The following is an 18,495-nucleotide window of genomic DNA, read 5'->3' as shown; positions in this document are numbered from 1 at the left end:
ATTAGTTTGCATAATCTGTCTCCTTTGTATAAGCATTAGCTGTTTGCATTACTTCTCTTTTTAAAATCAAATTCCCCATCTCATCTTGATGAGTTGGTAATAAATCCAACGCACTTATCCAAGTATTATTGGTAGAACTCGTTTGACTGCTTGATAATAAGATGAGTTTTTTCTTAGCTCGTGATGTCATGACGTACAGTTTCTTTTTTAATCCATCAATATCCGCTTGTCTTGCCCCCAAATAATTGATATCAGCCAAAAATACGGTATCAAACTCTAGGCCTTTGCACGATTGATGATTGATAATCACAATGCCCCCTTCACCAAAATTAACTGCATTTTTGTTTTTGGAATTTCTAAAAACGATATTTACATCAAAGCCTTGATTGTTTTTTTCTTGCAATTTATCAAAATACTTTTGACAAATATCGTCATTAGGGGCAATAATACCAATCAATTCTTTTGGTTTATTTGTAGCGGTTAGAAATATTCGATTGACAAGCCTATCAAAATTTTGCTCGTCGTAATAATACAAAACAGGACTTTCTTCATTCATGGTTGATAATGGCAAGGCAGGTCGTACACTACCGCCCGTATAAAACTGCTGGCACAACACAGCAATGGCATAAGTGTTACGATGATTTTCTGTCAAGTCAAACACATCTTCTTCGTCTAAATTAAGAATATGGCAAATTTCTTCTAGACTGCTGTTATTTTTCCCGATACGCTGATTTTGGTCGGCAACCACAAAAATATTCTTAAACCCAATCAATAATAAAGACTCATAAAATCCTTTTGCCATATCCTGACCTTCATCAATCACCAAATAGCGATTGCCATAATCAGGCAAAACATTATCCGGATTATCTTTAAAACTCCTAATGTTTGAGATAATACTCTCCCAGTCATTGTCAATATAAACTGGCGTGATATTTACCCTAGGGGCTTTTTCATTAAATATCTCTTTATATATTTGGTTATTGAACCAACCAATATAAGTGGTAAGATTTACCTTTTCAACCACTTTATCCTGACCGCCTGACTGCTCTGTGGACTTGGCAAGCTGTTGGTTGGATTCATTGAGCAGTGTATTATACACCAAGCAATGATATGTTTTTTCTTCACGTTGCAATTTTTTGACACGAAACAGTGCCACCACAGATTTGCCCGTACCAGGCCCGCCTGCGATAAGATAACGACCTTCACTAGGTAGTGCCATGACTCTCTCTTGGGTTTTGGTCAAATCTTCAATATTGGGCAAGCTAAATCGTCTGGACTTATCCACAAAATCTCCTTATTTTCATTTCACAAAATCAAAAATAGACGGCGTATGCTCATCGCCTTTTATCATCACACGGTCTAACAAGACGTTGCCACACATACAGCTTGTCTCGGGTAACAACAAACATGAATGGCATGCTGCCATATTTAATAATGCAGGTCCTTGCCCTTCATGACTGCCACACACAGGGTCAAGCGAACACCATTGGACACGCTCAAATACACGGGTCAGCACCTGAATCATACTCTTGGGTTCGGACAATTCAACCAGCCCACCAAGTGTACCATCTACGTCCGCAATCGCCGTGTAAATCAGCACGCCTGCCATAGGGTTGTCAGGGTCGCTGCTGCTGTAAATCTTCTCTTTTAAAGATGCCGCAGGATAACCCGCTAAACTTTCAAGTTCCTTAATCAATAAGTGTGAGAATGCGTGCAAAAACAAAAATCTGGCATTTACCACCAAATCTTTTTGGCTTAGCGTGTAAGCATGAGCACTGCCAGATAATCGTTCAGCAAAAATCTCTGCTCGTTTTTGGATTTGCTCATCTTGTTGCCATCGCTTGATGATAGATTCATTAAAACTGATAAAAATCCCTTCGCCATACAACTCCAAAGCAGGTAGCCAATTACTAATGCCCATCACATCAGGCGGTATGGTTCTATCATCCCTGTCCTGCTTATGATTGCCGCTCAATTCACCGCCATTAATTTGCTCTGTATTATCCACACTTATTTTGGTGTCATCGGACAACAACTCGCCACCACGAGTAAAGCCCTTAAACACCAAAATTTCTTTGAGTTTATTAACTGCCACAACTTTATCAATAAGTCTGTCAAACTTACCAAAACCATCTTGATTCATACTTTGCAAAGTATGATGAAATTCATCGCTCACATGATGAGTGACAAAATCTTCATCATCATCAAAATTTGTGGGCGTCATCAAAGCCTCATACTCCAATTCATGCAGTGGTTTTTCTTGAAACTCCTGATCAAAATTAGGATAACCCTCACGCAATAACTCAATCGCCTCTTCTAAGGATGCATTATCGCAATCAAATTCACTTTTTAGACGATTTTTCAGGGCTTTTTGCTCATCAGAGTATGCACCTCTCTGTAAAAGCTCATCTTTTTTTTCATGGCAATATAATCTATCAACAAGCGTACCACGAGCAATGCGAGATTCTGGCGGTATCACCAATGCCTCTTTGGTGATTGGTGTATGTACCCGAGTGTCATTGACTTCCATGATATAAGCAGTGGGTTGTGCCTTTGATGTATCTTGCTCTTCTTCTAGCTGTCTGCCATCAACTTTAAAGCACGCATCATAAAGCCAAGGCTGTTGATAGCCTTGAAAATATCTTGACTCACCAAGGCTAAACACCTGAGATGCCCCACAATCGCAAGCTACCTTGTTTTCTTGATAACCTTTGTCTGTTCTGGCATACCATTTTAGTTTATTATTCCGCCAATCACACCCCTTGCTACCACGATGTGCGATGCGATACCAAGGTACATCATACATATAACCACGGTTATCTACTTGCACCAAATGCACCTGCTCAAGCTCGCCATGGCAGTTTGGCTCATTGCAAACCAACATGGTCTTGTTATCTTTTTTATCTGATTTGTCGGTTTTATCAGAATCATCCAGCTGTTTGTGACTGCCTTTGTGTAAACGTCTGCATTTTGTACAGACAAACCAACTAGGAAATACCTGAGCAGGGATATAATACCCACTACCCTGCTCAAACTCACCTTCGTTGTCTATCTTGCCCACAGGTGGACGTCTTAGCTTTTGTGTAATGCCCAAAGATTTTTTAATTTGTTCAACGTATAAAATCTCCTTACCAAATGGGCGACCCTCTTTATCCGCCCAAAAACTTGTGTCCTTGACCGTAACACAAAACTGAGATGTACGCACAATAGAACCCACCGCACAATGGCGTAGCAAGTGCGACAGTCTGACATTGCTAAATTTTAATTTTTTCATAGTATCCCCAACACCCCTGTGTCTTCTACATTACGCATACTCTGCAAAGTCGCCCAAAGCCCTTTTTCGCCTTGTCCGTGAGCATATATCAAGCTTCGACCCGTACTGTCTTGGGCTTTGTAGTACAGTTTTGGCGAAAAACGCTTGGCAGATAACACCTGAGCATACTCTTGCCACTCTTGGCATAAGCCATCGATATGGCGAACAATGGCATCTGCTCGGGCAGGGTCAGCCTGACAACAAAACGCTTTGTAGATATCAACAACTTCTTTGATTTTTTCATCTGTGGCATAAAATTCATGAGCTTTGTCATTGCCAAGCATGGCTGTCACACCGTGTCGCACCGCAATGACAAGTCCTGCGTGCAACGCTCGGCGACGTGCTTGGTGCGTGTAAGGGGTAATACTGGTCGGCTCTACATGGCGATAAAAGGACTGATGATAAGGATAGAAGTTCTCATAATGCGACAAACTGCGAGCTTGGTCTCTATAATAATTGGCAAACACCACCCCTGCAATGTCACCACGCCCCACACGGCTACTTGCCTGAATGTACTCAGCGGTCGTGATGGGCTGACCGTTGATAATCATGAGTGCCAAGCGAGACACATCAAGCCCTGTGGCAACCATGTTGGTGGCAAGCACCACACTCACTGATTCAGGGTCGCTTCTGTCTTTGGCAAGCTGCCCAAAGATGCGAGTGTTGTCGCTGTCGGTGTTATTACTGGTGAGTTGTTTGATGAGAGCACCTTGTCGCCCCTTAATGTCCTTTGACACCACTTCATTGAAAAATCTTTCATTAAAGCCTAATTTTTCAAGTTTATCTTTTCTATCCAACAACAGTTCATTTTTGTGTGACGGTTCATCATTGTGTGACGGTTCATCATCACGACCAAAAAATTCATTGACATAATCTTGGTAGTGCGATTTCACATCTGATAAAAAAGCCTGATGGCTGTTGCCCACACCTTTTAGACTGCCATGATACACCACTTGCGTCCACCAAGCGTCTATCCAGTCAAAGTATTCCTGCTCACTATGTCCAAACTTAACAAAAGGGGCAACCATCAATAAAGATGCCAAAGGCGTTAATGCTTTTCGGCGACTGAGCAATGGAGCAAAATACCCCACATACAGCCGACCTGCTCGCACATCAAGCGGTACTTCTTTGGCAAAAAATGCATCGCTGGCAGACAAGCCTTGCGGTGGGAAAATCGCCAAGTCCTTAGCAAATAGTTTTTGCACTTGGTTTTTGGCCTCTTTGATGGTGGCGGTTGATGCCACATATTTGGGGCGTACACCTTTGGCAGTGATGACCGTCTGTAAGGCAGACTCATACACCCCTGCCACCGAACCCAACGCATTGGCAATCAGATGCAGCTCATCTTGAATGATAAGCTCAGGCGGGCGATTTGACCCTAGCCCAAAAAAGGCAGATGAGCTCTCATTCCATGCAAACATCGCACATTTATCTATCGTGGCAAGCAGGACAGTTGGTGGCGTGCGATACAGCATCTCATCCACGATTTGGCATGGCAGTTTTGCATCATCTTTGCCATAGTCGCATGCTTTGTTGTGACAAGCTATATAAAAATAACTCTTGTCCATGTGGAAGTTTTGATGATTAAACGCTGTGCGACACCACGGGCATTGGGTGATGATGAGTGAGCTGTACTCATCCTTGTGCTTGGCTTTTTGTAGTCGCTCTTGGGTGTCTTTTAAGGTATTTGGACTTGATGACTGCCCTACCCAAAGTCCGATGCTTATCGGCTCTTGTCCAAACATCGGATTGTCTTTACGGATAAGCTCCAAAGCACAAATCAAGCGAGTGGCTCGTAAAAACTGCTGAACGGTAAGTAGTTTTAAGGTATAACGCATGAGTACCGTTGTACCCCCGCCTGAATTTGGATATCTGAGTCGTCTGTACAAAATCTGATACGCCGTCAGTCCAAGATACGCTTCGGTTTTGCCACCACCTGTGGGGAACCAAATCAAGTCCACCGTATCACGAAAATCATCGTATTCAAGCGTGGTAGATTTTAAAGCGGTCAAAACAAACGCCAACTGAAAGGCACGCCAGCTTTTGCTTGGGTGCGTCATCTGCATATACATGGCACGATTGGCATAAGCAAAAGCAGCAGCGACCATCTCATCAGACTCAATCAGCTCAATCCCTACATACATACGCTCACACGCTGTTATCATGCCAGCCACTAAACGCTCGCCTGCGGGTCTGTTTTGGGTATCCATACGGTCAAGCTCATGGATTTGGCTTTGTATCCATTCACGATACCGCTCCACAAATGCCTTTAACTCTCGGCATACCGCTTGGGTATTGGTATGAGTATTTTGTAAAAACGCCATAGAAAGCACGTTTTTTATAGACTCATCATTGATGTCAGCGGTAACCTGTGGCACTTCTTGGATGGGCATAAAATCCGACATAATCTCATGCACCCGCCCATCTTTTAATATCCAATGAGCCGCCGTCCCATGCCCAACTGCATAGACCTTTTTGTGGCGGTATTGTAGCTGTATTTCCTGCTCGCTTTCACTAAGCAGGGCATAATCCACACTGGGATAATCGCCCACCACACCTTCATCGACCACACAAGAGAATTTCACATCAAATAGTGTTTTTAAAGCCTGCTCTTTTTTGTGACCAGCCTTGGTCTTAGTATTATCTTTTTTATCATCAGATTCGCCTGCCAACTGTTGTGTATTGACAAGACTTACTGTGATGATTGTACCGTGAGTGTGCGGCGTGGTGCGTACATTAATACTTGCCAAGCTTTGTGCTTGATTTTTATCATTACTTCTAATAAAAATGGGATGGTTTTTTTGGATGTCATCATGACGGATGACAATACTTTCATCAGACAATGCCAAACAATCTATTTCATAGCTGTCCTTAACATACTGTCCTTCCTTATTACGAGCTTGACCATCAGCTTCACCATCAATTCCAACAAAACGTTTGGCAGACGCCATGACTTGAATTTGCCATGAACGGCTCGCCACAAAAAACGAAAAACCCACCGATGACGGTGGTACATAACGAACCTGCTTGACCGATTCGGCAGTTTCTTTTTCATCTTCTTGGGCGGACGTGGCATCTGTTGCCATCTCATCAATTACATCGCCAGCAGGGTCAATCCCCAAACCCGCCCCAATCGGAAAAAGCACGCCCACGACATACCTGTCAGACGGCAACCCTAAATACACCTGCGACTGTTTTAGATTGGCACCTGACAACTCTGCCTTTACCCAATCCACCATACTACGACGGTGTTGTGCCATCAAATCTTTGGAACGCTCCAAACCACCACTCATAAAAATCTCTTTTATTAACAACTGTTTTATTTTAAAACAGATAACCATCAAATACAAGAATTTATGTCATAATCCGCCCCATTGAGCGAATTTTGGCAATAAAAAAAACCGCTTAATCCTAAGACTAAACGGCTTTTTAAAACATCATTTAAGCACTTCAATCCCACCCATATAAGGCTGTAACACCTTAGGAATATTGACCGTGCCGTCTGCGTTTTGGTGGTTTTCTAAGATGGCAAGGAGCGTTCTGCCCACCGCAAGCCCTGAGCCGTTTAGGGTATGCACAAGCTCGGTTTTTTTGCCGTCCTTGACCCTTGCCCCCATACGGCGAGCCTGAAAATCGCCACAATTAGAACAGCTACTAATCTCACGATACGTATCCTGAGACGGTAGCCACACTTCAATATCGTAAGTCTTGACCGCCCCAAAGCCCATATCACCCGTGCATAGCGTGATGACACGATAGGGAAGCTCCAACGCTTGCAAAATACTCTCGGCTTGGGCAGTCATCTCTTCTAGGGCTTGCATGGACGTGTCCGCTCGCACGATTTGTACCATTTCTACTTTTTCAAATTGGTGCTGACGGATAAGCCCACGAGTGTCTCGCCCTGCTGACCCTGCTTCACTACGAAAGCAAGGCGTATGAGCGGTGAGCTTCATCGGCAAATCGCTCGGGGCAAGTATCGTATCACGCACGGTATTGGTAAGTGGCACTTCGCTTGTCGGTATCATATAATAGCTGTCCGACACCTTAAATAGGTCTTCTTCAAATTTAGGCAGTTGTCCTGTTCCCTTTAAGCTCTCACTATTTACCATATAAGGCACATACATTTCGGTGTAGCCCTTACTGATGTGCGTGTCTAGCATAAACTGAATCAACGCTCGGTTAAGCCGTGCAAGTCCGCCTTTTAACGTGCTAAATCTTGCTCCCGTGAGTTTGCTTGCCAACGCAAAATCAAGCTGCCCCAAGCCTTCGCCAATGTCGGTATGGTCTTTAATCTCAAAATCAAAGGTTCGTGGCACACCCCATGTGCGTACTTCCACGTTGTCGCTCTCGTCCGCCCCCACAGGCACGCTGTCATCAGGCAGGTTCGGTATGGCAAGGCTTGCATTTGTGATGACCGCTTGCAAGTCCCTTAGCTCGTTTTCGGCGGTTTTCATCTCATCACTTACCTTTTCCATTTGGGCAAGCAGGTCATCGGCATTTTCGCCACTGCGTTTTAATTCGCCAATTTTTTTTGCCCCTGCGTTTTTTTGAGCTTGCAATTCTTCGGTACGGACTTGTAGCTCTTTGCGTTTGGTTTCTACATCCGTCCAAAACGCCACGTCAAGTTCATAGCCACGGGTTGCCAGTTTTTCTTTTAAAGCGGTCAAATCGGTGCGTAATAATTTGGGGTCTAGCATGGGTTTACCTTTTTACTAAAATTTTGCTCATCATATCAAATTTACCACAAAATTTCACTTGTTTTTGTTTTTTGGGTTTATTTTTTGGCAAGTTTTGGGTAATATAGGCATTTTTACCGAGAATTGACCGCCATGAGCCAAGCCAAGATCAAAGCCAAAAAACAAGACGCACTCTACCCCTACACCCTACAACCTGTCGCCCTAAACATGACGGACGCTGAATTCAAATCGGCACAGCTTGCCCTATTTGAAAAAACCGCTCAATCGGTCGGCTTCAAATCCATTCGTACCAAAGAATGGATAATTTTGGGCGTGTTGGTCGTGCTTGCCATTTTGGGGCTTGTTTTTGTCAGTGGCTATTCTACGATTATTTTTTGGATTATGCTTGTGGGCGTGGGCATCTACCTTGCCCTGCGGACGCTTGGGCTACAATGGTACATGAAAAAAGAATTTGAAAAACAAGTTGCCGAGAGCGGTCTGCCCGATGAGATGAGCGAGCTAAAACTTGGCGTACAAAGTCATGGGCTTATCATGGCTGTGCCTGTCAAAAATGCCCCCGCTCCGCAAATGCGTGGCATGAATCTACGCCACGCCCCCATGCAGCAAGGGGTCATTCCGTGGTCGGCGGTTAGCCAATGGGACGAGACGGACAATTTTGTTTTTATCATGTTTGAGCTAAATGGGCAAAAGGGCAGTCAAATCCTGCCAAAACGCCTAAGCCAACAGCATTTCCCCGTAAATACCGTCATCAAGCATTTACAAGAAGTTACACCAAAGGGCTTGAAAGCGGATAATATAACAGTATAATGATTCTCAATAAATCCACAAATTTACTGTGTATTTATTGAATAAATTTATGATAATCATCAAAATCACTAATTTTACTCATCATAAAATTGTGGTATTATGATTATATAAATAAATTGATTACCAAAAATCAATTTATAATACTGATTTATAAACCAACCAATCGGAGAAATGTTATGAGTACCAATCAAATCGGTCTTGAAAAAGCAGAACTTACCCCAGTTATCAAAGCCCTAAACGCCCTACTGTCTAGCTATCATCTGTTTTATATCAACGTGCGTGGCTATCATTGGAATGTCAAAGGCGAGCATTTTTTTACCTTGCACCCAAAATTTGAAGAGCTGTACACCGAGCTACAACTGCAAATTGACGAAATCGCTGAACGCATCCTAACGCTAGGTGGTACGCCATTACACGCTTATAGTGATTTTGCCGAGCGTTCTAGCATCAAAGAAGACAAAGGCGTGTTTGACGGTCGTGGCTGTGTGGAAGGCGTGGTTAAGGGCTTGCAAACACTTATCGAAGAACAACGAGCCGTTGCTGAGCTTGCCGAAGGGGCATCTGACCAAGGCACGTCCGACATCGTTACAGAATATGTTCAAGCCCAAGAAAAAGAAATTTGGATGTATAATGCGTTTTTGGGTTAATCCACATCATTTAACCCATCATTAACCCAATTAAAAAGCCCTTAACTCTACATTAAGGGCTTTTTATCGTGCCTATTTCTAATTCTAAAATAGATCACCATCAGCCAAATGCTGGCACACGCTTAGGAATGGTGCTCAAAAATTCATTTCTGGCTTGATTGTCCGTCTCATACACCCCAAGCATACAGGTGGTGCGGGTGGTGGACTGTTGTTTGCCCACGCCACGCATCATCATGCACATATGGCTTGCGTCCATGACGACCGCCACACCACGACAGTTCGTAAGCTCATGAATGGCTTGGGCGACTTGTTTGGTTAAGTTTTCTTGGATTTGTAGGCGTTTGGCATACATATCAACAATGCGAGCCAGTTTGGATAAGCCCAATACCTTACCATTTGGCAGATAGCCGATGTGTGCCACGCCAAAAAATGGCAGGATGTGATGTTCGCACAATGAATAAAATTCAATGTTTTGCACAAGCACCAAATCAGCATTATCGCTGGCAAAAATGGCATTATTGGCAACCGTATGCAGGTCTTGATGATAGCCTGCCGTCAAGTCCCGAAAGGCTTTGGCGGCACGCATGGGCGTATCAAGCAGTCCTTCACGGCTTAGGTTCTCGCCACTGGCGGAGATGATATTGGCGTAGTTCTGGGCGGTGGCTTCTACATCAAAAGAAAAGGCGGGCGTGGCGTGGCTGTCGCAATGTTGGCACATGGTATTATCAAATAAAAATAAACGTGATATTATAGCGAAAAAGACAAGATTTGCCAAATGGTTTGTGTGCTTTGTCATGGTAATGGGTTGTAATTTTTGCTTTTTTAAATTTACCCTTTTAAAATAGCCAAATTCAAATAAATGGCGATTAATTAAAAGTTTACAATCGTTCCTAAATTTTCCCCATTTGACAAAATCTGTGGTATAATGCCAACAATTTTAACTAAATGCGTGGAGCGACTGATGTTATTAAAAGGTCAACGATTTGTGGTAACGGGCATTGCCAGTAAGCTGTCGATTGCGTGGGCGATTGCCGAGTGCTTGCACCGTGAAGGGGCGGAGCTGATTTTGACTTACCCCAACGACAAAATCAAAAAACGGGTAGACATGGCGGCCGAGACCTTTGGGGCGGTGGCGGTGTTGCCTTGTGATGTTAGCTCGGATGATGAGATTGCCAAATGCTTTGATGAAGTAGCTCGCATTTGGGGCGACGGCGTGAACGGTGTGGTACACGCCATTGGTTTTGCCCCTGCCGAGCAGTTGGACGGTGATTTTACAGACGCCACGACCCGTGAAGGCTTTGCCATCGCTCACGACATCAGCTCATACAGCTTTGTGGCACTTGCCAAAGCCAGTCGTGAATTGCTTGCCAAACGTCAAGGTTCGCTTTTGACTTTGACTTATGAAGGCAGTATTTCTGTATTGCCAAATTACAACGTCATGGGACTTGCCAAAGCCAGTCTAGAATCGTCCGTGCGTTATTTGGCAAGCTCGCTGGGCAAAGAAGGCATTCGTGTCAATGCCATTAGTGCAGGCCCCATTCGTACGCTTGCCGCCAGTGGCATCAAGTCATTCCGCAAAATGCTGGACGTTACCGAAAAAGTAACGCCCTTACAACGCAACGTCAATCAAATGGAAGTGGGTAACGCCGCTTTATTCCTGCTATCGCCTTGGGCGAGCGGTATTACAGGCGAGATTTTGTTTGTGGACGCAGGGTTTAATACTGTCGGACTAAGCAGTGAGCTTATAGAACTGGTGGCGGACGATACCGAGTAAGACACGCCTAAGTCTTGTAAAATTTTGTAACATTTTAACAGCACACAATCAAGCACGTCTTGTGTTGTGTGCTTTTATTTTTGTCCAAAGTTTTGTAAACTAATTGGTTTGGTATCACTCATTCATCCGTCATGCAAAACCAACTTCCCACTTGGGTACTGTGTGGGGCGGTGGTGTTGGCATTTAGTGCTGGCATTTTGAATACAACCGCACTCATGGGATTTACTCACGTTTCGGCATCACACGTTACGGGCAACATCAGCCTGCTGGCGGTTACGTCTTTTCATCATGACTGGGAAAACCTATGGCTACTGCTTGTGTCGGTGGGCTCGTTTTGGCTTGGCTCGGTGCTAAGTGGCATGATTATCGGGGGCAGTGAGCTACACATCAAACGTCATTATGGCTATGCCATGTACCTAGAATTTGTCCTGCTCTGTGGCAGTCTGTCGCTGTATCTATCGGGCAACGACTACGGGCAAATGCTCATCGCCATGGCGTGCGGACTACAAAACTCCATGGTGGCAACCTATCATGGGGCGGTGGTGCGTACCACGCATCTGACTGGGGTAACGTCCGATTTGGGGGCGACTGTGGGGCATTGGCTTGTGGGGCGAAAGGTCAGTCTTGCCAAAGTGGTGCTACAAAGTGCGTTATGGTGGGGATTTTTTGGCGGTGGCTTTGTGGCGGTGTGGCTGTATGCCAAATATGGCTATTGGTCAATGCTTCTGCCGATTACCATTATTTTTCTCTCGGCAATCAGTTATGTGCATATGGAAAAATGGTTTCGTCGTTCCGAGCGTATGATTAAATTTATGATGATAAAACGCAAAAGAAAAAGATAGGGTGGGATTTTTAAAATCAATAGGGGAAATTGCGATATTAATGGTTGTAAATTTATAATTGAAAATATGATTAATTAGATACCTAAAATTTTTAAAATGTATTTTTTAAATAAAATACTTGGGCGAATACAATTCACCCCTACATATCTCAATTTAATAATACCAAATTAAAATTAAAATCAAATAATAGTAAGGTGCGTACCGCGCACCTTTTAAATGAAAAATCTGATTGGTGCGTCATACGCACCTACTGTCATTGGTGTATTTTGAAATTAAATGATTATAAATTAAAATAAATTAAAATCAAATAATTTAAGGTAAATTGAGCGGTTTAATAAAAACCCAATATCATGAAATCAGTTATTTTAATATAAGCCCTAGCCGTCCACTTTAAAATTTTCCAAATCAGGCAATTCGGGCAATTCTTTTAAATCAGTCAAACCAAATGCGTCCAAAAACGCCTTGGTGGTGTGCAATAAGGCAGGGCGACCCAACACGTCTTTATGTCCCTTTTCCATAATCCAACCCTTATCAAACAGTTGGCGTAAGATATGGCTAGACACGCTCACGCCACGAATATGCTCGATATCCGAGCGAGTAACAGGCTGTTTATAAGCGATGACACTTAGGGTCTCTAACAGGGCTTGGCTTAGGGTCTCTTGGCGTTCGGGGAATACCTGATGAATGATGCGACTGTACGAGTCCTTGATTTGCAAGCGATAGCCACTGGCGGTCTTGGCAAGGGTCAGCACGCTGTGCGACAAACGCTCTTCTAGCACCGCCAGTGCCACATCAAATTCATCTTGGCTTATCATCAAATGCTTTTTTAAATCATCTGCCGTCAAAGGCGACTCGCTGGCGTGCAGTAGCACTTCAATATAGCGACTTAACGCTGTGGCAGTGGCGTGGGTGTCTTTGATGTCATCAGCGATTTTGTCGCTATCACTGTTGGGTGTAAGCGTGGATAAGGGTTGGTTGTTTTGCATACGGTTGTCTAGGGCGTGTTGAACATTTATAACATTCTTATAGATATGGCAAAATTTGACAATTTCAACCAATTTTTGCATGAAAAATGGCTAAATCTTGTTTTTCATCGTCAAAAACTTGGCTGATAGAACGACTATCAGCCTGTGTTTTTTCCTTGAAAAACGTGCGATTTTTCTCATTTTTCATTGCAAATACCAATATTCAACACGCCCTAATGATCAATGAAGCCAATATAAAGTCTGCTCGGACAAGTCAAAGCCGGTGTTGTTGATGTTAAATAAAGGGTCTTTTTGCTTGCCTTTTTTGGACGTGGGGGCGTCCATGACTTCAAGCTGAAAACTCTGGGCGATGTCCACATTTATCTCACTTTTGAGTAGGGCGTCATCACCGTCAGCAAAGCCAATCAGCCCCCGTTTTAGAAGCTCTAACACCGCCACAAAACTCACGACCACGCCCACACGCCCCTGCGTTTCATCGAGTAGCTCGGCAAACGTGCCAGAGCCTTGTTGGCTTAACATCAGGCTAATCTTAGCGATACGCTCAGGCAGTGGCACAGGGTCGGTCTTGATGTGGTGCATTTGATAATCAGGCTTGATTTGCATAGTAATCAAGCTGTTGATGAGTATCTGGGGCGAGTAGCTTGGCAATTCGGCTTTCATGGCTTCACTACTAGGCAGGCTTGCAAATGCCAAAAACACATCACGTTCTAGGCGGATGAGACTGTCTAGTCGGCGACTGGCTTCTTTGATTTGGGCATATTCTTCTAGCCGTCTGATGAGTCGTGCTTTGGGGCTCAGCTCTTCGCCTATGATTTCAGGTTGGGGTAGCAAAAGTTCGCTTTTTATGGCAATGAGCGTACTTGCCATGAGCAGATAATCGCCCGCCAGTTCAAAATAAGTATCATCAAGCTCTTTGATGTAGGTCAAATACTGCTCGGTAATCGGTAAAATGGCGGTTTCGGTCAAATCAAAATTATTCTTTTTAACCAAATACAACAAAAAATCAAGCGGGCCTGCAAATTGTTCAAGCCATATCGCAAATGCTTGGGGTGGGATATATAAATCATCAGGCAATGATGAAACGGGCGTATCAAAAATACGGATGGGGGTGTCGGGTTGGGCGGTGTCGGTCATTTAATGGGTTTGCCTTAAATGTTTGATATGTTCTTTTTTGTTGGTTTTATTGTTTTCCAATCTTTTCATGTTTAATAAATGAATTAAACGCTCTATCTCATCTTGGCGAAGTATGGGTTCTTTTATGGATAAAATATAATCCGTAAAATTTGATAAGTAACAAATATTATCAGGAAAAGAGTTTTTTAATTCACAATTCCCAGCAAAAACAATAACAGAATGAAAATAATCATTTGTTAAATTTAAAGTTTTTTCTAAGGCTTTGATGTGTCGGTAATTTTGATGTAATGGATTTTGAAAGAATTGCTTTTTGCCATAAATATTTTGCACCCATTTTTTATCATGAACTTTGCCAAAAATCCAACCTTGATAATTTTTGGTTTCCACCACAAAAATACCAAATTTAGAAATATAAATATGGTCAATTTGCGTAATGCCAAATTCATCTTGAATTAAAACATCATGAAAATCATGATAAATATCTGTTGGTAAAGTACTGTTTGATTTTATATTTACCAATTTTTCGCCAAACCACCCTTTAAATAAGGGTGATTTTAAAAAGGCGATGATGAAAAATATTGGCAAAAACCACAAAAGTGGTTTTAATGAATTGATAAAAATGGGCAAAATATCCATTTATTTCAACTTCGCAAGCGGTTTAATCCCAATCGCACGTCTGGTTTTATCGAGCTGTTTTTGGGCGACACGGCGAGCCTTAACCGCCCCCATTTGCAAAATCTCTTCAAGCTCCTTAGGATTTGCCATAAGATGAGCGTATTTTTCACGCATGGGAGCAATCTCGCCGTCAATCTTGTTAAACAAAATCTCCTTAGCTTCGCCCCAACCGATACCACGTCTATAATGCTCGGCAAGGGCATTTATCTCATCAGGCGTGGCAAAGGCCTTATAAATCTCAAAAATATTACATTCATCGGGATTTTTGGGTTCTTCGGGGGCTTGGGAGTTGGTTACGATTTGTCCGATTGCTTTTTTTAGTGCCTTTTGCGGGTCAATGGTGGGACTGCCGTCCCCAAATAGCGGAATGGTGTTGCCGTAGGATTTGCTCATTTTGCGACCGTCAAGCCCTGTCAGTAGGGGCGTGTTTTCGTCCGTTACGGCAGTCGGGAGCGTGAACAGCTCTTTGTATTTAAAATTAAACGTCCCTGCAATGTCTCGTGCCATTTCAATGTGCTGAATCTGGTCTTTGCCGACAGGGACGTGCGTGGCGTTAAACATCAAAATATCCGCACTCATCAGCACAGGATAGCTAAACAGCCCCATGCTGATACCAAAGTCAGCGTCCGTGTCTTCTTTGGCAAGGTTCATATCCACGCTCGCTTTGTAGGCGTGGGCTCGGTTCATCAGACCTTTGGCACAAGAGCAGTTTAAAATCCACGCAAGCTCAGGAATCTCAGGAATGTCCGACTGGCGATAAAAGGTAACTTTCTCGGGGTCAAGACCGCAGGCAATCCAAGTGGCGGCAATGGCTTTGGTGGAGCGATGAATCTCATCAGGGTCAAAACATTTGATAATCCCATGATAATCCGCCAAAAAGAAAAAGGCGTCATCATCGGAGTTTTGCACCGCTTGAATGGCAGGGCGAATCGCTCCGACATAGTTGCCCAAATGGGGAATGCCTGTGGTGGTAATGCCTGTTAAAATGCGTTTGGTGGTTGGTGCGGTCATGATTTTCTCTTAATGTTAAATTATTGTTCAATCAAACTTTTGACGGTTTGGCAAATGGGTGCATTATCAATGCTTTTTGATTTATTGATAAATCGTTTATCAAAACTGCTTAATGGTAAATAATCATACTGTTTGGCAATGGCTAAATGAATGGCATCAGCAATATCCATGCCTTCAATCGCCCAACGCATTGCAGAAATTACCGCTTGTTTATGTTCTAAAATAATCGTGGGTAATTTTGATAAAATCAAAATACTTTCAATGACACTTAGTTTTGATTTATCGTAAGATTGTAATACCCACGCCAATTCTAATATCACTGTTATGGGTACAAAACATTGATAATTACTTAATAATTGCAATGCCATTTCTTGTTGGTCAATATCATCGCCCAAAAAATAACGGGCAAGAATATTGGTGTCTATGCTAATGGTTTTCATAAACCTGCCTTAATGCGTTTATCATCAGCATTTAGCATTGCCATGATGCGTTTGCTTTGCTCGTCAATATTTTCATTATCATCGGCAACATCATTTTTTAAAAAATTGGCGTATTTGGCAATTTCTGGCAAAATGGGTTTTTTGGTTGGTTTTTGGGCGGATAATAAAAGCACGGTATCATCGTCAAAATCTGCCAAAACATCATCATCAAGCACAATCAAGCGATGAGAGCCAAATTTTTCAACCAATTCTCTTGTGGTAAGTTGCATGGTTTTATCCTTGTCAAAATGAATGTCAATTATAGCAAATTTTTTTAAAATTTTCTTTAAAATATAGGGCATGTCTGACATTGATAACATTTTTATAATACGATAAAGTTTCTCGCTTTAATCAGTTTTTATTGCAAATACCAAAGGCAAGCACACCCTATATTTTATCATTTTTTATAGTCTGGCAAAAATCATTTTGACAAAATAAGCAGGAAATTTTATAATGTATATATCTAAAATATACACAATCATAAGGGGAATTGTTATGACTGTTGCCAGTATCTTTAAAACCAACCAGACCCAAGCTGTTCGCCTACCCAAAGTCGTGGCATTCCCTGATAACATCAAGCACGTTGATGTTAAAGTGGTGGGTAATACTCGCATCTTGTCGCCTGCGGGGTCGGCATGGGATTATTTTTTTGACCATGTGGACGTGCCAGATGATTTTATGAGTGAACGGGAACAACCCATGCCCCAAGAGCGAGAAGAGCTTTTCCCATGATGACTTATATGCTTGACACCAATATTTGCATTTATGCCATGAAAAACAAACCGCAAATTGTGCGTGAGCGGTTTAATCTACATCAATACGAGCTCTGTATTAGTAGCGTAACACTCATGGAGCTGGCGGTCGGTGCTGAAAAGTCCATGTCTCGTGAAAAATCCTTTCATGCCTTAGAAGTATTTGCTGATACGCTGACCGTATTGGATTATGATGTTCGTGCCAGTTTTCAAACCGCCAACATCAAAGCCACGCTTGAAAAACAAGGTACACCCATTGGGGCGTATGATGTCATGATAGCAGGACACGCCAGAAGTTTAGGGTTGGTTGTCGTTACCAATAACGAACGTGAATTTAACCGAGTGGACGGACTAAGAGTGGAAAACTGGTTAAAATAACTCACCCATAATAATCCGTCCCGTCCGCCTGCGTTTTAAACCGCCGATGAAACCACATCCATTGGGCAATATCCTTTTTGATACTATGCTCCATGATGTCGTTAATACGCTGGGCGTCCGCCACTTCATCATCGCTTGGGTAATTTTCAATGACAGGCGATAGGCTGATATGATAATGCGGGCGTTTGCCTTTGGGGATATTGTCAGGCGTTTGGCGAATCATATCAAAGGCAATAAACACAGGCGGATTTTTTTTATTCATGCTGGCAAATCGTCTTTGGGCGATAATGGTTGCAGACGGCACGCCAAAAAATGTCGCCATGACCCCATGCTCCAAGCCAAAATCTTGGTCAGGGCTATACCATATCACTTTACTATCTTTAATTCGACTGATGAGTTTTTTCATATCACGGCTATTAATCTGCTCATCAAAAATATGACGGCGACCATTATAGATAAACCATTCCAAAAGCGGATTATTTTGTTTACGGTATAGACAGTCAGCAGGGAAAAACTGCGTACATAATCGCCCACCCAAATCTAATGTCGTAAAATGCCCGCCCAATAATATCACGGCTTTATTTTCTTTTTGAGCGGTGATTAAATGCTGTAATCCTGAAATGCTAAACGTGCGTTTAAAGACATTGGGGCGAAACCATGCGTTTAGCGTCTCAAAAATACCAATGCCTTGATTGACAAAAACCTGTTTGGCGATTAGCACTTTTTCATCATCGCTTTTATTGGGAAAGGCAAGGGTTAAATTCGTGAGCGTATCTTTGACCCGTCTTTTGATAAGCATATACGCCAATTCGCCAATTTTTCTGCCAAGCCAAAACTGGATACGAAGTGGCAAATAAACAAGCGGTAAAAATATCATTAACGCAAGCCAAATTCCCCAGTATTTTGGCAATAAAAATTCCCATTGAAATGGGGCTTTGTCCGCCATGCTTGTTTGTTTGTGAGTGGCGGTCAAATCGGGCATTTTTTTAATGTCAATTTG

19 protein-coding genes are annotated in these 18,495 nt (G+C 42.8%); 6 read left to right on the top strand and 13 right to left on the bottom strand.

All coding sequences use genetic code 11. From position 1 onward, the window contains the following. Position 1 precedes the first annotated feature (1 nt). The 4 genes from AAHK14_RS08580 to serS all read right to left on the bottom strand — a co-directional run bounded on the left by AAHK14_RS08580 (position 2) and on the right by serS (position 8,010). Positions 2-1,285, bottom strand: a complete 1,284-nt coding sequence (locus AAHK14_RS08580; protein ID WP_065256674.1) for an ATP-binding domain-containing protein — start codon at positions 1,283-1,285, stop codon at positions 2-4. A gap of 15 nt (positions 1,286-1,300) precedes the next feature. After that, a complete protein-coding gene (locus AAHK14_RS08575; RefSeq protein ID WP_194092628.1) occupies positions 1,301-3,274 on the bottom strand; it encodes a DUF1998 domain-containing protein in 1,974 nt (657 codons plus the stop codon). Then, positions 3,271-6,606, bottom strand: a complete 3,336-nt coding sequence (locus tag AAHK14_RS08570; protein WP_194092629.1) for a helicase-related protein — start codon at positions 6,604-6,606, stop codon at positions 3,271-3,273. Before AAHK14_RS08570 ends, AAHK14_RS08575 begins: the two co-directional genes overlap by 4 nt. 144 nt (positions 6,607-6,750) lie before the next feature. Next, the gene (serS, locus tag AAHK14_RS08565) at positions 6,751-8,010 is read right to left on the bottom strand and encodes a serine--tRNA ligase (RefSeq protein ID WP_065256671.1); all 1,260 of its coding nucleotides are present in this window, start codon (positions 8,008-8,010) and stop codon (positions 6,751-6,753) included. Between the two features lie 132 nt (positions 8,011-8,142). On the opposite strand from serS, the gene AAHK14_RS08560 reads away from it, so the two are divergent. Together AAHK14_RS08560 and AAHK14_RS08555 are read left to right on the top strand one after the other, a co-directional pair. Beyond that, positions 8,143-8,817 (top strand): YcxB family protein, encoded by a 675-nt coding sequence (locus tag AAHK14_RS08560; protein ID WP_065256670.1) that lies wholly within the window; start codon positions 8,143-8,145, stop codon positions 8,815-8,817. A 176-nt stretch (positions 8,818-8,993) separates the two neighbouring features. After that, the gene (locus tag AAHK14_RS08555) at positions 8,994-9,464 is read left to right on the top strand and encodes a Dps family protein (protein ID WP_065256669.1); all 471 of its coding nucleotides are present in this window, start codon (positions 8,994-8,996) and stop codon (positions 9,462-9,464) included. Positions 9,465-9,564: 100 nt separating this feature from the next. On the opposite strand, the gene folE is transcribed toward AAHK14_RS08555, so the two are convergent. Next, complete coding sequence (gene folE, locus AAHK14_RS08550) at positions 9,565-10,182, bottom strand: GTP cyclohydrolase I FolE (protein ID WP_065256668.1); 618 nt, start codon at positions 10,180-10,182, stop codon at positions 9,565-9,567. Between the two features lie 243 nt (positions 10,183-10,425). On the opposite strand from folE, the gene AAHK14_RS08545 reads away from it, so the two are divergent. Both AAHK14_RS08545 and AAHK14_RS08540 read left to right on the top strand, forming a co-directional pair. Next, positions 10,426-11,238, top strand: a complete 813-nt coding sequence (locus tag AAHK14_RS08545) for an enoyl-ACP reductase (protein ID WP_065256667.1) — start codon at positions 10,426-10,428, stop codon at positions 11,236-11,238. Between the two features lie 131 nt (positions 11,239-11,369). Next, complete coding sequence (locus AAHK14_RS08540) at positions 11,370-12,080, top strand: YoaK family protein (RefSeq protein WP_065256666.1); 711 nt, start codon at positions 11,370-11,372, stop codon at positions 12,078-12,080. A gap of 377 nt (positions 12,081-12,457) precedes the next feature. On the opposite strand, the gene scpB is transcribed toward AAHK14_RS08540, so the two are convergent. The 7 genes from scpB to AAHK14_RS08505 form a co-directional block, all read right to left on the bottom strand. After that, positions 12,458-13,066, bottom strand: a complete 609-nt coding sequence (gene scpB, locus AAHK14_RS08535) for an SMC-Scp complex subunit ScpB (protein WP_083108349.1) — start codon at positions 13,064-13,066, stop codon at positions 12,458-12,460. A gap of 64 nt (positions 13,067-13,130) precedes the next feature. Then, positions 13,131-13,253, bottom strand: a complete 123-nt coding sequence (locus tag AAHK14_RS08530) for a hypothetical protein (protein ID WP_255518651.1) — start codon at positions 13,251-13,253, stop codon at positions 13,131-13,133. A gap of 32 nt (positions 13,254-13,285) precedes the next feature. Beyond that, entirely contained in the window at positions 13,286-14,200 is a 915-nt protein-coding gene (locus AAHK14_RS08525) for a ScpA family protein (protein ID WP_065256969.1), read from the bottom strand. Further along, complete coding sequence (locus AAHK14_RS08520; protein WP_065256970.1) at positions 14,201-14,836, bottom strand: nuclease-related domain-containing protein; 636 nt, start codon at positions 14,834-14,836, stop codon at positions 14,201-14,203. Then, on the bottom strand, positions 14,837-15,886 hold the full coding sequence (gene trpS / locus AAHK14_RS08515) for a tryptophan--tRNA ligase (protein WP_065256971.1): 1,050 nt from the start codon (positions 15,884-15,886) through the stop codon (positions 14,837-14,839). 20 nt (positions 15,887-15,906) lie between these two features. Beyond that, complete coding sequence (locus tag AAHK14_RS08510) at positions 15,907-16,326, bottom strand: type II toxin-antitoxin system VapC family toxin (RefSeq protein ID WP_065256972.1); 420 nt, start codon at positions 16,324-16,326, stop codon at positions 15,907-15,909. Next, a complete protein-coding gene (locus tag AAHK14_RS08505) occupies positions 16,323-16,595 on the bottom strand; it encodes a hypothetical protein (protein ID WP_156065267.1) in 273 nt (90 codons plus the stop codon). The genes AAHK14_RS08510 and AAHK14_RS08505 overlap by 4 nt, the downstream gene beginning before the upstream one ends. 265 nt (positions 16,596-16,860) lie before the next feature. Between AAHK14_RS08505 and vapB the strand changes: the two genes are divergently transcribed. Both vapB and vapC read left to right on the top strand, forming a co-directional pair. Beyond that, on the top strand, positions 16,861-17,097 hold the full coding sequence (gene vapB / locus AAHK14_RS08500) for a type II toxin-antitoxin system VapB family antitoxin (protein WP_065256974.1): 237 nt from the start codon (positions 16,861-16,863) through the stop codon (positions 17,095-17,097). Continuing rightward, the gene (gene vapC, locus AAHK14_RS08495; RefSeq protein WP_345894505.1) at positions 17,097-17,495 is read left to right on the top strand and encodes a tRNA(fMet)-specific endonuclease VapC; all 399 of its coding nucleotides are present in this window, start codon (positions 17,097-17,099) and stop codon (positions 17,493-17,495) included. The genes vapB and vapC overlap by 1 nt, the downstream gene beginning before the upstream one ends. Before the next feature lies 1 nt (position 17,496). Here the strand turns inward: vapC and AAHK14_RS08490 are convergent, their stop codons facing one another. Next, complete coding sequence (locus AAHK14_RS08490; protein WP_227514769.1) at positions 17,497-18,477, bottom strand: lipid A biosynthesis acyltransferase; 981 nt, start codon at positions 18,475-18,477, stop codon at positions 17,497-17,499. Between the last annotated feature and the right edge of the window lie 18 nt (positions 18,478-18,495).

This window comes from Moraxella sp. K1664, assembly GCF_039693965.1.
In the GTDB taxonomy this organism is placed as follows: domain Bacteria; phylum Pseudomonadota; class Gammaproteobacteria; order Pseudomonadales; family Moraxellaceae; genus Moraxella.
Note: the sequence above shows the minus strand (reverse complement) of the source record. Positions and strands in the feature narration are given on the sequence as shown.